The sequence below is a fragment of the Ramlibacter sp. AN1133 genome, assembly GCF_037890035.1.
In the GTDB taxonomy this organism is placed as follows: Bacteria; Pseudomonadota; Gammaproteobacteria; order Burkholderiales; family Burkholderiaceae_C; genus Ramlibacter.
On the sequence record NZ_JBBKTQ010000008.1, the window covers coordinates 163,698 to 179,253 of the forward strand.

Genomic DNA, 15,556 nt, shown 5'->3' on the forward strand with positions numbered 1-15,556 from the left:
TGCCCGCGGGCCTGAGCAGGGCCCGCGGTAAGAGGAGTGGTTGCTATGGGAACGATGGAGCGCATCCTGCGCCTGATGGCCGACAAGAAGGCGTCGGACGTGTATCTGTCCGCGCATGCGCCGGCGATGATCAAGATCAACGGCCAGACGCTGCCGATCAACAGCCAGCTGCTGCCGCCCGACGCCACGCGCGCGCTGCTGGCCGAAGTGCTGCCCGCGCACCGCATGGAGGAACTCGATGCGACCGGCGAGCTGAACATGGCCCATGCCGTGGAGGGCGCCGGCAACTACCGCTTCTCCGCCATGCGCCAGCGCGGCACGATCGCCGCCGTGATCCGCTACATCGCCAGCGAGATCCCGCCGCTGGCGAGCCTGCAGGTGCCGATGATCCTGGCCGACCTGATCCTGGAAAAGCGCGGGCTGATGCTGATGGTGGGCTCCACCGGCGCCGGCAAGAGCACCACGCTGGCGGCCATGATGGACCACCGCAACGAGACGGTGACGGGCCACATCCTCACCATCGAGGACCCGGTCGAATTCATCTTCACCAACAAGAAGTCGGTGGTGAACCAGCGCGAGGTGGGCAGCGACACGCAGTCCCTGCAGACCGCGCTGAAGAACGCGCTGCGGCAGGCCCCCGACGTGATCCTGATCGGCGAGATCCGCGACCGCGAGACCATGTCCGCCGCCATCGCGTACGCCCAGTCGGGCCACCTGTGCCTGGCCACCATGCACGCCAACAACAGCTACCAGGCGCTGAACCGCGTGCTGTCCTTCTACCCCGTCGAAGTGCGTCCGACCATGCTGGGCGACCTGGCGGCGGCGCTCAAGGCCATCGTGTCGCAGCGCCTGCTGCGCACCGTGGCGGGCGGTCGCGCCCCGGCGGTGGAGGTGATGCTCAACACGAAGCTCGTCTCCGAGCTGATCGAGAAGGGCGACTTCTCCGGCGTGAAGGAGGCGATGGAGAAGTCCATGGCCGAAGGCTCGCAGACCTTCGAGCAGGACATCGCGCGGCTGATCCTCGACGGCGTCGTCGACAAGAAGGAAGGCCTGGCCTACGCCGATTCGCCGACCAACCTGCAATGGCGGCTGCAGAACACGCAGGTCGAACAGGAGCACAAGCTCGGCAACGACGGCGACAGCCCGGAAGACCTGGACGACGAACCGTCGTTCACAGAGATCACGCTGGACGTGAAACACTAGCGCGATGTCCAGAGTTCTCCACCTGGCTGAGCAACTGATCGCCCAGCGTTCCGTCACGCCCGAAGACGGGCAGTGCCAGCCCATCGTCGAAGCGCGCCTCGCGCCGCTCGGTTTCGCCTGCGAAACCATCGTGAGCGGCCCCGCGGACTTCCGCGTGCGCAACCTGTGGGCCAAGCGGCCCGGCAGGAGCGGCCGCACGCTGGTGTTCGCCGGCCACACCGACGTCGTGCCGACCGGCCCGCTGGAGCAGTGGCAGTCGGATCCCTTCGTTCCCAGCCACCGCGACGGCAACCTGTACGGGCGCGGCGCCGCGGACATGAAGACCTCGATCGCCGCCTTCACCGTGGCGGTGGAGGAGTTCCTGGCCGCGCGGCCCGCGCCGGACCTCGGCATCGCCTTCCTGCTCACGAGCGACGAGGAAGGGCCCAGCGTCGACGGCACCGTGGTCGTGTGCGAGCGGCTGCGCGAGCGCGGCGAGCAGCTCGATTTCTGCATCGTCGGCGAACCCACCTCGGTGGAGAAGCTGGGCGACATGATCAAGAACGGCCGCCGCGGCAGCTTGACGGGCAAGCTCACGGTCAAGGGCATCCAGGCGCACATCGCGTATCCGCAGCTCGGGAAGAACCCGATCCAAATGGCGCTGCCGGCGCTGGCCGAACTGGCCGCCACCGAATGGGACCGCGGCAACGAATTCTTCCCGCCCACGAGCTGGCAGATCAGCAACATCCACGGCGGCACCGGCGCGGGCAACATCATCCCCAACACGGTCGTCATCGACTTCAACTTCCGCTTCGCCTCCGTGAGCACGGCGGAAGGCCTGCAGCAGCGCGTCCACGCGATCCTGGACCGCCACCAGCTCGATTACGAACTGGCGTGGGTGGTGGGCGGCCAGCCCTTCCTCACCACGCCGGGCGAACTGGTGGGCGCCGTGCAGGCCGCCATCCGCGGCGTGGCCGGCATCGCGCCCGAGCTCTCCACCACCGGCGGCACCAGCGACGGCCGCTTCATCTCGCGCATCTGCCCGCAGGTGATCGAGTTCGGGCCGGTCAACGCCAGCATCCACAAGATCGACGAACACGTGCGCGTGGCGGACCTGGAGCCGCTGAAGGACATCTACCGCGGCGTCCTCGAGAACCTGGACCGCCCGTGAAGCTGATCGCGCTGGTGGAGGAGCTCGCCTCCGTGCTGGAGGCCGCGGGCGTCGCCTTCGGCCACGGCACGGCCAACGCCTTCGACGAGTCGGCCTGGCTGGTGCTGTGGAAGCTCGGGCTGCCGCTCGATGCGCTGGACGAACACGCGCAGCGCGAAGTGCCCCCGGCCGAGGAACAGGCCGCGCGCGCGCTGGTGCGCGAGCGCATCGCCAGCCGCAAGCCGGCCGCCTACCTCACCCGCGAGGCCTGGCTGCAGGGCGTGCCCTTCTACGTCGACGAGCGCGCCATCGTGCCGCGCAGCTTCATCGCCGAACTGCTGGCCGACGGCAGCATCGATGCGTGGCTCGGCGACCGCACGCGCCGCGTGCTGGACCTGTGCACGGGCAACGGCTCGCTGGCGGTGCTGGCGGCGATGGCGTATCCCGAAGTCGAAGTCGACGCCGCCGACATCTCGCGCGAGGCGCTGGAAGTCGCGCGCATCAACGTGGACCGGCACGAACTCGCACAGCGCATCCGGCTCGTGCAGTCCGACGGGCTCGCCGGCCTGCCGGGCCCCTACGACCTGATCCTGTGCAACCCGCCCTACGTGAACACGCAGAGCATGGCCGCCCTGCCCGCCGAATACCGCGCGGAGCCCGGCATCGCGCTGGCCGGCGGCGCCGACGGCATGGACTTCGTGCGAGCGCTGCTGCGCGATGCGCCCGCGCACATGAACGACGGCGCGGTGCTGGTGCTGGAGATCGGCAACGAGCGCGCGCACTTCGAGGCCGCCTTCCCGCGCCTGGAAGCCGTGTGGCTGGAAACCAGCGCGGGCGACGACCAGGTCCTGCTGCTCACGAAGGAAGCGCTGCGCCCATGATCCAGCTGCGCAACGTGACCTTGCGCCGCGGCGCCAAGGTGCTGCTCGATGGCGTGACGGTCACCATCAACCCCGGCGAGAAGGTGGGCCTGGTGGGCCGCAACGGCGCCGGCAAGTCGACGCTGTTCGCGCTGCTCAATGGCAGCCTGCACGAGGACGCGGGCGACTTCTCCGTGCCCGCGCAGTGGCGGCTGGCGCAGGTCGCGCAGAACATGCCCGAGAGCGACGAGCCCGCCACCGCCTTCGTGCTGGGAGGCGACACCCGGCTCGTGGCGCTGCGCGAGGAACTGGCGGCGGCCGAAGCGAGCGGCGACGGCCTGGGGATCGCGCATGCGCATTCGGACCTCGCGGACGCCGGAGCGCACGACGCCGTGCCGCGCGCGCAGTCGCTGATCCTGGGCCTGGGCTTCCGGCCCGACGAACTCGATCGCCCGGTGAACAGCTTCTCGGGCGGCTGGCGCATGCGCCTGCAGCTGGCCCGGGCGCTGATGGCCCCGTCGGACCTGCTGCTGCTCGACGAACCCACCAACCACCTGGACCTGGATGCCCTGGTCTGGCTGGAGGGCTGGCTGCAGCGCTATGCCGGCACGCTGGTGGTGATCAGCCACGACCGCGAATTCCTCGACGCGGTGACGGGCGTGACGCTGCACATCGAGAAGCAGCAGCTCACGCGCTACGGCAGCAACTACAGCGGCTTCGAGCTGCTGCGGGCGCAGCAGCTCGAACAGCAGCAGTCCGCCTACAGCCGCCAGCAGGACCGGATCGCGCACCTGCAGAAGTTCATCGACCGCTTCAAGGCCAAGGCCACCAAGGCCAGGCAGGCGCAGAGCCGCGTCAAGGCGCTGGAGCGGATGGAGAAGATCGCGCCGGTGCTCGCCGACGCCGAGTTCACCTTCGAGTTCAAGGAGCCGCAGAACCTGCCGAACCCGATGCTGGCGATCCAGGACGGCGTGTTCGGCTATCTGCTCCCTCCCCCTCCGGGCGAGGGCGGGGGTGGGGGCACTCCCCCGGCGCAGAAGGTGATCCTGCGCAACGTCAACCGCTCCGTCCTCGCCGGCCAGCGTATCGGCATCCTCGGCGCCAACGGCCAGGGCAAGTCGACGCTGGTGAAGACCATCGCGCGCACGATGCCGCCGCTCGCCGGCCGCGTCACCGAAGGCAAGGGCCTGTCCATCGGCTACTTCGCGCAGCAGGAACTCGACGTGCTGCGCCCGCAGGACACGCCGCTGGAACACATGGTGCGCCTGGCGCGCGAGCTCGCCGCCGCCACCAACCAGTCCGACCGCGAGCAGGACCTGCGCAACTACCTCGGCCAGTTCCTCTTCACCGGCGACATGGTGCAGCAGTCCGTGGGCACCATGAGCGGCGGCGAGAAGGCGCGCCTGGTGCTGGCGATGATCGTGTGGCAGCGCCCCAACCTGCTGCTGCTGGACGAGCCGACCAACCACCTGGACCTGAACACGCGCGAGGCGCTGTCGGTGGCGCTGAACGAGTTCGAAGGCACGGTGATGCTGGTGAGCCACGACCGCGCGTTGCTGCGCTCCGTCTGCGACGAGTTCTGGCTCGTCGGGCGCGGCGCCGTCGCGCCCTTCGACGGCGACCTCGACGACTACCAGAAGTACCTCCTGGAGGAAGCCCGGCGCGTGCGCGAACAGGTCGCGGCCGGCAATGCAGCCAGCGCAGCGGCGGGCAGCGAACAGCGCGTCACGCCGCAGGAGCAGCGCAAGGCGCAGGCGCTGCAGCGCCAGCAGCTCGCCACGCGCCTGAAGCCCCTGAAGAAGGAGCTGGACCAGGCCGAGCGGCGCATGGCGGCGCTGGAAACCGAAAAGGGCGAACTGGAATCGCGCCTCTCCGCTGGCTTGCCCCCGAGCGAGATCGCCGATGCGGGCCGGCGCCTGAAGGCCGTCACCGACGAACTGGCCGGGCTGGAAGAACGCTGGCTCGAACTCTCGGGCGAAATCGAGGCCGCCGAAGCGGCGGCGCCCGGCTGACCATGGCGAGCTCCATCCAGCTCGCGGCGGGTGACCCGGCGATGCTCGCCGCGGTGAAGCGCGCGCGCAAGCTGCTCAATCGCCGCGCGCTGGTCGCCGCCGCGGCGAGCGCCGTGCCCATCCCCGGCGTCGACTGGCTGGTGGACGCCGCCCTGCTGTCGAAGCTGATCCCCGCCATCAACGAGGAATTCGGCCTCACGCCGGAGCACATCGCGGCACTGCCCTCGCGCAAGCGCGAGCAGGTGGAAAAGGCCGTGAGCGTGGTCGGCTCCATGGTGATCGGCAAGTTCATCACCCGGGACCTCGTGATCCGCGCCGCGGCCGCGGCCGGCCGCCGCCTCACGGTGAAGCAGGCGACCAAATACGTTCCGATCGCGGGCCAGGCGATCTCCGCCCTGATCGGCTACGGCGCGATCCGCTACCTCGGCGAAGAGCACATCCGCGACTGCGTCCAGGTCTGCCGGCAGGCGCAGCTGCAACTGCCATCGGCACGCGACTGACCGCGACACGCTCGCCACCCGCCACCTTCACGGCGCCAGCGGTTCGTGCCGCAGGCCAGGCACACCCCTTGCTCCTCCCAGCGTGAACACCAGGCCGTCTGCAACAAGTGTGACGGGATACAAGGCGACACGCGCACCGACGATTCGCAAACTGTTGGGTGACTAGCCCCTTTTGCGTTCCCCACGAACGGGGAATTTTGCGCACGCCCGTTCCGGCCCCATCCCCTACTCCTAAGGTGCCGTCATCGAACGCCGATGCGGGTTGCCGCCCCATTCACCCCTGGTGGCACGCCCGGTGCAGGAGACGAGCCGGCGAGTTCACCAGGAGACCGCATGAAAGCGCGCGCAGGAACAGAAGTTCGTCCGAAGCGGCATGAAGGTGCGCGGAGTCCAAGGCACCGGTGGCATGCGTAGTCTGCATCGAGGAAGAAGACCCGCCTGGCTGACAGCCTAGGCGATCTGCTTATCTCCTCATTTCCTACCGGCGGAAGTCATCGCCGGGTCCGCAGCAGTACCCCCTTCGAAAGGTTGATCATGTTTGAACGGCATGAGGAAATCTGGCGTCTGTCCACCGCGGTCAGTCCACCAAGGTTGCGACCTTGGGCACGAGCCGCTGGCGCGCTGGCCCTGGCCGGGCTCGCGTCGCTGATGATGACGCCCGGTGCGCAGGCGGCGATCGCCTGCCAGCGGCAGGTGACGGCGAACGTCGTCGCCATCGACAAGCCCCTGATGTACAACCGGCTCGGCGCCGGCAACGTCAACGGCATGATGTTCGCGCTGCGGCGCGACGTCATCAACACCAGCAGCCAGTCGCCGCTGACGGCGGGCGGCGCCGCCACGCCGGGGCAGCTGGACCTGCGACCCGACAAGCGCCACCGGCCCCTGGTCCTGCGCGTGCGCGTCGGCGACTGCCTCACGGTCAACCTGCAGAACCTGCTGACCGCGGTGGCCAATCCGAACAACGTGCCGCTGGTCGAACCCTCGGGGCAGCAGCACACGGTGTTCATCGACGAACAGGTCACGGGCCGCTTCGTCGGCTTCCATGCATCCGGCGTGGAACTCGTGAACAGCATCGCCGATGACGGCAGCGACACCGGCGCGAACCTGAGCAGCCTGGTGGCGCCGGGTGCCAGCAAGAGCTACACGGTGTATGCCAGCAAGGAAGGCGTGTTCAACGTCACCAGCGGCGGTGCGGTGGTCGGCTCCGACGGCAACCAGGGCAACTCGTCCAACGGCCTGTTCGGCCAGTTGATCGTCGAGCCCGCCGGCGCCCGGATCTACCGCGGCCAGGTGTTCGAGGAAGAAATGCGCCTCTCGGCGGACGTGAACGGCGACGGCGTGCTGAGCGCTGCCGAACTCACGCCCGGCGGACATCCCCGCATCCGCTACGAAGCGACGTACCCCGCAGGGACGCCGTGGGCGGCGGAGGGCAAGAGCGGCCTGCCGATCCTCAACATGATGAAGTGCGCCTCGACGACGAGCTGCGAGATCGTGCATTCGGAAATCAATGCCGTGATCGCCGGCCCCAACGCCGACGGCAGCTTCCCGCCCGGCACCTACCCGCTGGAGTCGGTCGGCAAGCGCAATCCCACGGTGCCCAACCGGCTGGAGCCGTTCCGCGACTTCGCCTCGGTGTTCCACGACGAGACCGCCAACGGGCAGGCCTTCCCGGGCTTCTACAAGGACGACCCGGTGTTCCGCTACGTGCTGGCGGGCGTCAAGGACGCCTTCATGATCAATTACGGGTCCGGGGGCATCGGCTCCGAGATCATCGCCAACCGCCTGGGGGTCGGTCCCACCAGCGACTGCGCGGACTGCGCCTACGAGGAGTTCTTCCTCACCTCGCACGCGCTGAACGACCCGGCGCTGACGGTCGACATCCCGGCCAACGTCGGACTGGAAAACCTGCTGCCAGGCCAGAACCCGCCCCCCGGCACGCAGGGACCGAAAGCCCACTACGTGATCGGCGCGGAAGACGCGGCCAACGTGCACCACAGCTACATCGGCGACTTCGTGAAGTTCCGCAACACGCACATCGGCAAGGAACAGCACGTCTTCCACCTGCACAACCACCAGTGGCTGTACAACCCCAACGACGACAACGCGAACTACCTGGACGCGCAAGGCATCGGCCCGGGGGCAGGCTATACGTACGAGATCAACTTCGGCGGCTCGGGCAACCGCAACAAGTCCGCCGGCGACGCGATCTTCCACTGCCACTTCTACCCGCACTTCGCGCAGGGCATGTGGTACCACTGGCGCAACAACGACGCCTTCAGCGCCGGCACCCGGCTCCTCGCTTCGGGCACGACGTACCACACCACGCGCTGGGCGACGGGCGACTCCACGCCTGCAGCCGGCGCGCGCGCCTATCCGGACGGCGAGATCGTCGCGGGCACGCCGATTCCGGCCGTGGTACCGCTGCCGGGCAAGGGCCTCGCGCCCATGCCGGCGCAGGTGACCGTGGTGACCAACCCGCTGCTGTCGCCGCTCAATGGCAAGCCGTTGGGCTCGCTGGCGAAGGTGGTCGACCGCACGAAGAATCCGGGCTATCCGTTCTGGGTTGCCGGCATGGAAACCACCATCGGCCATCGCCCGCCCACGCCGCCGCTCGACATGCTGAGCAAGGCCCAGGCACAGGCGCTCAAGGCCACGGGCAACCCGCTGTGGTCGCAACTGCAGCCGGACCAGGCTGACGGCTTCGACGGCGGCCTGCCGCGGCATTCGATGAAGGGCTACGCCGCCGGCGCCAGCACCCTCACCGTCACCTCGCGGCTGGACTTCTCCAAGGAGTTCGACACCGCCGTGCCGGTGTACTACCCGGAAGAAGGCACGGACCTGGAACAGCTGGCGATGGCCTTCCACGCCACGCGCAACCACTCGACGCAGAAGCTCGATCTCGCGGGCGTTCCCACGGCCGCGAACTTCGTCACCAACGGCGGCGGTGGCCCGGTGGTGGGCGCGCCCTTCCACAACCCCTGCATCGACGACCAGGGGGCCGTGCTCAAGCCCGGCGTGATCGGGGCGTTCTTCTCCGGCGAAACGCTCACCGGCATGAGCACGCGCGGCTCGAGCATCTTCAACTCGGACGCGCCGCGCATCTACAAGGGCACCAACCTGCAGTTCGACGCGGTGCTGAGCAAGACCGGCTACCACTATCCGCAGCAGCGCATCGTCGCGCTGTGGCAGGACGTGGCGCCGATCATCTCGAAGACGAAGCCGCCGGAGCCGCTGGTGTTCCGCGCCAACACCTTCGACTGCACGGTCTACCACCACAGCAACCTGGTGCCGGGCGCCTACGAGATCGACGACTACCAGGTGCGCACGCCGACCGACATCATCGGCCAGCACATCCACCTGCCCAAGTGGGACCTGACCACCACCGACGGCGCCGCCAACGGCTGGAACTACGAGGATGGCACCATGGCCGCGAGCGTGATCCGCGAGCGCATCCGGGCGATCCGCAAGTTCAACGCCTGCACCGGCATCGACGCGGGCGACGCGCGTGACGGCACCGGCGCCTGCCCGGTGGCGAAGGACCATCCGTACTGGGGCAAGGTTGCCGGGCAACTGGGCGGCCGCTTCGCGGAAGAGTGGCGGGGTGCGCGCACGACGATGGAACGCTGGTTCACCGACCCGGTGGTCAACACCGAGGGCGTGGACCGCGGCCTGGGCATCGTGTTCACGCACGACCACTACGGTCCGTCGACCCACCAGCAGATCGGCCTCTATTCGACATTGCTCGCCGAGCCCGCAGGCTCGCGCTGGGTGATGAACGAAACCGGCCAGCAACTGGGCTACGACCCGGTGAGCGGCGCGCCCGCGCGCACCGACACCACCACGGACGGCACCCAGTTCAGCGACGGCGGCCCGACCAGCTGGCAGGCGGCCATCCTGACGCCGACGGCCGCGCCTGGCGGCAGCACCGTCAAGAGCGAGGCGCTGACGCCGTTCCGCGAGTTCTACTTCGAGTTCAGCGACTTCCAGCACGCCTACGAAGCTGGCGTCTACGCCGGCGCTGGCCAGGACGGCCTGCCGCTGGTGGGCACCGGCCCGGGGCTGGATCCGGTGGTCGCGAACGCCGGCAATCCGCAGTTCGACGGCACCACGGGCAATGCGTTCCGCTTTGCCATCAACCCGCCGGCGCGCCAGCAGATCACCCCGGTCTTCCCGGACCTGGTGCTCGAAGTGGCGAACACCGCCAACAACCCGCTCAACAACTTCTGTCCGTCGCGACCCTGCCCGCAGGCGATCGACGTGCAGGACCCGGGCGTGCTGGTGGTGAACTACCGCATGGAGCCGATCGCCGCGCGCGTGTTCGACCCGAACAAGATCGGGCCGGACGGCAAGCCCGGCATGCAGGCCGACGGCCTGCCAGGCGACCTCGCCTTCGCGATGCAGTCGCGGACCGACCGCGCGATCCCGCAACTGAACGTCATGCCGGACGGCAACACCGTCATCAACGGCACGAAGTTCCCGCCGCACATCAACGCGGCCGGGTTCACCGGCGGGGATCCGTTCACGCCCATGATGCGCACCTACCAGGGTGACGTCGTGCGGGTGAAGATGCAGGCCGGCGCCCATGAGGAAGAGCACAACGCCACCATCCACGGCGTCAAGTGGCTGCAGGGCGGTTCGGGCCATGGCACCGCGCCCAACTCCGGCTGGCGCAACGCGCAGGCGGCGGGCATCTCGGAGCAGTTCACGCTGAGGAGCCCCATCCTGCCGGTCGACGCCAACCGCGGCCCGCTGGCGGATTACGCGTACTCCATGGACTCCGGCGCCGACGGCTGGTGGAGCGGCATGTGGGGGATCATGCGCAGCTATGACCAGCAGCGCGCGGACCTCTTCAAGATGCCGGGCCCCAACACCGGGCCGGTCACCTTCGCCAGCAAGCAGGCCTTCAACGGGGTCTGCCCGAAGGGCGCGCCGATCCGCTCGTACTTCATCAGCGCGGTTCTTGCCAATGACCTGCTGGACAACCCGCTGGGCGTCACCGTCGCCCCGGCAGGCGACGTGGCCACCATGCACGTGGGCGCGCCGCTCAATCCTGCCGGAGGCACGCTGGTGTACAACCACCGCACCACCACGGTCACGGGCAGTTTCGTCAACGAGAACGGCGCGGCGGTCAACCTGACGCACCAGGGCCCGCTGCACGATCCGACCGCGATCCTGTTCGTGAACCGGGACGACATCGTCACCACGGGTCCCGCGGCGGGCCGGGGCAAGCTCAAGCCCGGCGTTCCGCTCGAGCCGGTGGTGATCCGTGCCGCGGCAGGCGACTGCGTGCAGGTCCAGCTGGAAAACAGGGTGCCTGCCCTGGCGCCGGACCTGGCCACCTACAGCACGCTGCAGGGCGTGGTCAAGCGCGACCGCTTCGGTACCCAGGGTTCGACCACGTTCAACAGCAACCTGATCCGTCCCTCGAGCTATGTCGGCATCCACCCGCAACTGGTGGCGCTGGACGTGACCAAGGACGACGGCCGGGTGGTCGGTGCGAACCCCGTGCGGGGGCAGCTCGCGGCGCCCTCTGGCGGCGGCACGGTCTACCAGTGGTACGTGGGCGACCTCGATGGCAAGCCGCTCAACGGCGCGGTCGACGTCACGCCGACGCCGGTGGAGTTCGGCGGCTTCAACCTGCAGCCTGCGGATGTCATGAAGCAGGGTGCCAAGTCGCTCGTCGGCGCGATGGTCGTCCACCCGCAAGGCTCGACCTGGGTCGAGAACACGCAGGTGTTCGACCACCAGAACGGCTCCGGCACGCGGGGCACCCGCGCGCAGGCGACGGTCACGGCCGGCACCAACGTGTTCCGCGACTTCTCCCTGGTCCTGACCAAGGGCAACACCCACTACTACCGCGATGGCTCGCCCGTCGAGCACATGAACGGCGAAGGCGTGGGCATTCCCGAAGACAGCCAGGAGGCCAGCGGCATGTCGCTCAACTACGGTATCGAGCCCCTGTGGTTCCGCTTCGGCATCCTGCCGCAGGCGCCGTTCGGCCGTTGCGCCGCAGGACAGACCGGGTGCTATGGCGACATCGCCAACCCCGAGCTGGCCTACAGCAACACGCTGGCGGGAGGCGACCCGGTGACGCCGGTGTTCCAGGCGAATCGCAACCAGCAGACGCGGATGCACATCAGCAACCCGCACGGCACGACCCGCGGCTCCACCCTGGCGCTGCACGGGCACGTGTGGCAGCGTGATCCCTACATCTGCCCGGGCGAAGCCCGCAACGCGCTGACCGGCGCCTGCCTGATGACGTCGGTCGGCTCCCGCGCCCTGGGCGTGAACCCGCAAGGCTTCGCCACCTCCGGCCAGGAAAGCTGGACGCCCTCCAGCCACTTCGACGTCTTCCTGCCCAGTGCAGGCGGTGGCAACGGCGTGATCGGTGACTACCTGATCCGCGACCAGGCCTCGTTCGGCAATGCGAGCGGCGTCTGGGGTGTCATGCGCGTGAAGTAACAGAGCAAGCAGCAGAACCCCGCCGGCGGCGCACGCCGCCGGCGGGATCTCGCGGGCCCATCTGCCCGCGCAAGCACAGAGGAGTTCTCGATGAAGTTGCAGCGATTGCCCAAGGCACTTGCGCTCGTCGCCTTGTTGGCCCTGGTGGTTCGACTGGCCGCGGCGGCGGAAACGGCCGCGCCGGCGGATGCCGGCAGCGACCACCGTGTCGAACGCAACGGCGTGGTGGTGCAGTTCTCGGCCAAGCCCGTGGAAAAGGCGACCCGAGACCTGATGGAGGGCGACATCGCCGACGTGCGCTTCCGCATCAGCGACGAAGCCAGCGGCCAGCCGGTCCGCGGCCTCCTGCCCGGCGCCTGGATGGACATGGCGCAGGTGATCCAGGGCCGCGCCGGCAGCGAGCAGAAGTCCTGCAAGGACAAGGTCTCGCTCTATCTCAAGGGCGTGGTCGGCATGCGGCCGATGGTGGACCTCAACAGCTACTTCGTGGTCCTGATGAACAACGACGCCAGCATCTCGGTGGTGGATCCGCTGGTGAGCATGGCCGGCGTGACCAGCACCTTCGCCACCACCGTGCTGAAGCGGCCCGGCGCGGACTGGGCCCGGCACGACAACACGCGCCGGCTCTTCGTCACCATGCCCAAGGCGGGCGAGGTGGCGGTGATCGAAACCGACAATTTCAAGGTGACGGGCAGCGTGCCGGCCGGCAAGGAGCCGATGCGCATCGTGCTGCAGCCGGACCAGCGCTACCTGTGGGTCGGCAACAACGCGGCGGAGGGCAAGGACAGCGGCACGACGGTGATCGATACCGCCAGCCTCAAGCCCGCCGGCTTCATCGCCACCGGTGCAGGCCACCACGAGTTCGCGTTCACGGCGGACAGCAAGTACGCCTTCGTCACCAACCGCAACGACGGCACCGTGAGCGTGATCGACGTCGCCAGCCGCAGCAAGGTCAAGGACCTCAAGACCGGCAGCCTGCCGCTGTCGCTCGACTACTCCGCCCTGTCGCGGCGCCTCTACGTGGCCGACGGCAAGGACGGTGTCGTCACCGTGATCGACACCGAGAAGCTGGCCGTGGCGGCCCGCGTTGCGGTCAAGCCCGGACTGGGGCCGCTGAAGGTCACGCCGGACGGGCGTTTCGCGCTGGTCGTCAACACGGCGGAAAACAGGGTGCACGTGCTGGATACCGCCAGCAACGAGCTGGTGCAGGAGGTTGCCATCCCGGCCCAGCCCTACCAGCTCACGTACAGCAAGACCTTCGCGTTCGTGCGCGCGCTCGGTTCGGAACGTGTCAGCATGATCAACCTCTCCACCCTGGGCAAGGGCAAGACCGCCACCGTGCAGAGCTTTGCCGCCGGCGAGTCGGCGCCCAGGCAGGCCGGCGACCTGGTGATCGCCGATTCCGTGGCTGCGGCCGCCAACGAGGGCACCGTGTTCGTGGTCAACCCGGCCGACGGCACGACCTACTACTACATGGAGGGGATGAATGCCCCCACCAGCAACTACCGGGTCTACGGCTCGAATCCGCGCGCCGTCACCGTGGTGGACCGCAGCCTGAAGGAAGTGGAACCCGGCGTCTACGCCGGGCGCGTGCGGATGCCGGTGGCCGGCAAGTACGACGTCGCGTTCATGCTGGAGAGCCCGCAGCTGCTGCACTGCTTCTCGGTGCAGGCCACGGTCAATCCCTCGATCGCCAGACCCACCGACCCGCTGGCGGTGGAATTCGACGAGCGCTCGCGCCACACGACCGCCGGCGGCCCGCTCGCCCTGCGCTTCAAGCTGATCGACCCCGCCACGCGGCTTGCCAAGGCCGGCATCAAGGACGCGCGCGTCCTGTACTACCTGGCGCCCGGCCGGGGCCGCAGCGAGGTGCCGGTCAAGGAGATCGGCGGCGGCGTGTACGAGGCCCAGGTGGACCTGGCGCAGCCCGGTGCCTATTACGTCTACGTCGGCGTTCCCTCCATGAAGCTGGGATACGGAAAGCTGCCGTTCTTCACGCTGATGGCGGCGCCGCCGGCGAGCGCGCCCAGCTCCGTTGCCCGGAAAGGCTGATCATGAAAGAGACCTCCATGCAACGAGCACTCGCCGTGGTCGCGGCACTGGCGCTTGCCACCGCCATGAGCGGCGCCAGGGCCCACGACCATGCCGGCCACCTGCAGCATGAAGCGGCGGCCCGGGCGCCAAGCACGGTGCGCATCCACCTTCCCGACACCGCCCTCACCGACCAGGACGGCAGGACGGCCCGCTTCAAGTCGCAGACGGTGGGCGACCGGCTGGTGCTGATCACGTTCGTCTACACCACCTGCACCACCGTGTGCCCGCCCCTGACGGCCCTCTTTGCCGACCTGCAGCAGCGGCTCGGCGCGCGCGTCGGCCGGGACGTGTCCATGGTCACGGTCACGGTCGACCCGCTGCGCGACACCCCGGCGCGGCTGAAGGCGTATGCGGCGCAGTACAACGCCGGGCCCGGCTGGAGTTTCCTCGGCGGCAGCAAGCAGGCCGTGGATGAAGTGCTGAACGCCTTCGGCGTGTACACGCCCAACTTCGCCGACCATCCCGCGGTGGTGCTGGTCGGCGATCCCCGCAGCGGCGAATGGACACGCCTGTTCGGCTTCCCCGGCGCGGACCAGATCCTGGCCCGCCTCGACCAGTTGCAGGCCGCGCGCCACGATGCGCCGCCGGCCGCACATCATCACTAGGAAGGACGGCCCCGGATGCGAACCCTCCTGCTGCTGGCCGCCCTGGCCACGACCCTCGCGGCACCTGCGGCCTCGGCGCACACCGAGCCCCCGGCCGGCAAGCCGGTCGCCGCGGCCATCCAGCCGGCCGCCACGACCGGCACGCGCGACCCCCGCGCCTACTTCACCGACGCCGACCTGACCAACCAGGACGGCAGGAAGCTCAGGTTCTACTCCGATGTCCTCAAGGGCAGGACCGTGGTGCTGAGCGTGGGGTACACGAGCTGCACCGAGGCCTGCCCGCTGATCACCCGGCAGCTGGTGCAGGCCCGCGAGGAGCTGGGCGACACCTTCGGCAAGAAGGTGTTCTTCGTCATGCTCACCAGCGATCCGGCACGCGACACCCCGCAGGCGCTCAAGGCCTTTGCGCACAAGCAGGGCGCCGACGTCGCAGGCTGGACCTTCCTGACCGGGCGCACGGAGGATGTGCACATGATCCTCAAGCGCCTGGGCGCCTTCCCGGAAGACGTCGGCGATCATTCCACGGCCTTGTACATCATGGATGTCGATGCCAAGCGCATGCGCAGGTTGCTGGCCAACCTGCCGCCCAAGGCCATCGCCGAAGCCGCGCGGATCATCGCCACCAGCGGCAAGGCTCCGGCCCCGGGTGCGCGGTGACGAGAGGCCAGGCAGTGCGTCCAGCCCTCTGGTC

General features: G+C 68.9%; 9 protein-coding genes. All 9 read left to right on the forward strand.

Annotation, left to right across the window (positions count from 1 at the left end; all coding sequences use genetic code 11):
• Nucleotides 1-45: 45 nt before the first annotated feature.
• The 9 genes from WG923_RS13435 to WG923_RS13475 all read left to right on the forward strand — a co-directional run bounded on the left by WG923_RS13435 (nt 46) and on the right by WG923_RS13475 (nt 15,522).
• Nucleotides 46-1,203: a PilT/PilU family type 4a pilus ATPase gene (locus WG923_RS13435; protein ID WP_340351478.1), complete on the forward strand. Its 1,158-nt coding sequence runs from the start codon at nt 46-48 to the stop codon at nt 1,201-1,203.
• Between the two features lie 4 nt (nt 1,204-1,207).
• Complete coding sequence (gene dapE, locus WG923_RS13440; RefSeq protein ID WP_340351479.1) at nt 1,208-2,353, forward strand: succinyl-diaminopimelate desuccinylase; 1,146 nt, start codon at nt 1,208-1,210, stop codon at nt 2,351-2,353.
• Entirely contained in the window at nt 2,350-3,213 is an 864-nt protein-coding gene (gene prmB, locus WG923_RS13445; RefSeq protein WP_340351480.1) for a 50S ribosomal protein L3 N(5)-glutamine methyltransferase, read from the forward strand. The genes dapE and prmB overlap by 4 nt, the downstream gene beginning before the upstream one ends.
• Nucleotides 3,210-5,204, forward strand: coding sequence for an ABC-F family ATP-binding cassette domain-containing protein (locus tag WG923_RS13450; RefSeq protein ID WP_340351481.1), 1,995 nt, complete (start codon nt 3,210-3,212; stop codon nt 5,202-5,204). Before prmB ends, WG923_RS13450 begins: the two co-directional genes overlap by 4 nt.
• A 2-nt stretch (nt 5,205-5,206) precedes the next feature.
• Nucleotides 5,207-5,704, forward strand: coding sequence for a hypothetical protein (locus WG923_RS13455; protein ID WP_340351482.1), 498 nt, complete (start codon nt 5,207-5,209; stop codon nt 5,702-5,704).
• A gap of 648 nt (nt 5,705-6,352) precedes the next feature.
• Nucleotides 6,353-12,166: a hypothetical protein gene (locus tag WG923_RS13460; RefSeq protein ID WP_340351483.1), complete on the forward strand. Its 5,814-nt coding sequence runs from the start codon at nt 6,353-6,355 to the stop codon at nt 12,164-12,166.
• Between the two features lie 90 nt (nt 12,167-12,256).
• Nucleotides 12,257-14,218 carry a YncE family protein gene (locus WG923_RS13465; protein WP_340351484.1) on the forward strand — a complete coding sequence of 654 codons (1,962 nt, stop codon included), beginning with the start codon at nt 12,257-12,259 and terminating at the stop codon, nt 14,216-14,218.
• A gap of 17 nt (nt 14,219-14,235) precedes the next feature.
• Nucleotides 14,236-14,865 (forward strand): SCO family protein, encoded by a 630-nt coding sequence (locus tag WG923_RS13470; protein ID WP_340351485.1) that lies wholly within the window; start codon nt 14,236-14,238, stop codon nt 14,863-14,865.
• Between the two features lie 15 nt (nt 14,866-14,880).
• The gene (locus tag WG923_RS13475) at nt 14,881-15,522 is read left to right on the forward strand and encodes an SCO family protein (RefSeq protein ID WP_340351486.1); all 642 of its coding nucleotides are present in this window, start codon (nt 14,881-14,883) and stop codon (nt 15,520-15,522) included.
• Nucleotides 15,523-15,556 lie beyond the last annotated feature (34 nt).

Excerpts from the sequence above, each read along its gene's own strand:
- WG923_RS13435 (WP_340351478.1), top strand. The coding sequence starts at position 46 with ATGGGAACGATGGAGCGCATCCTGCGCCTGATGGCCGACAAGAAGGCG.
- dapE (WP_340351479.1), top strand. The coding sequence starts at position 1,208 with ATGTCCAGAGTTCTCCACCTGGCTGAGCAACTGATCGCCCAGCGTTCC.
- WG923_RS13450 (WP_340351481.1), top strand. The coding sequence starts at position 3,210 with ATGATCCAGCTGCGCAACGTGACCTTGCGCCGCGGCGCCAAGGTGCTG.
- WG923_RS13455 (WP_340351482.1), top strand. The coding sequence starts at position 5,207 with ATGGCGAGCTCCATCCAGCTCGCGGCGGGTGACCCGGCGATGCTCGCC.
- WG923_RS13460 (WP_340351483.1), top strand. The coding sequence starts at position 6,353 with ATGATGACGCCCGGTGCGCAGGCGGCGATCGCCTGCCAGCGGCAGGTG.
- WG923_RS13465 (WP_340351484.1), top strand. The coding sequence starts at position 12,257 with ATGAAGTTGCAGCGATTGCCCAAGGCACTTGCGCTCGTCGCCTTGTTG.
- WG923_RS13470 (WP_340351485.1), top strand. The coding sequence starts at position 14,236 with ATGCAACGAGCACTCGCCGTGGTCGCGGCACTGGCGCTTGCCACCGCC.
- WG923_RS13475 (WP_340351486.1), top strand. The coding sequence starts at position 14,881 with ATGCGAACCCTCCTGCTGCTGGCCGCCCTGGCCACGACCCTCGCGGCA.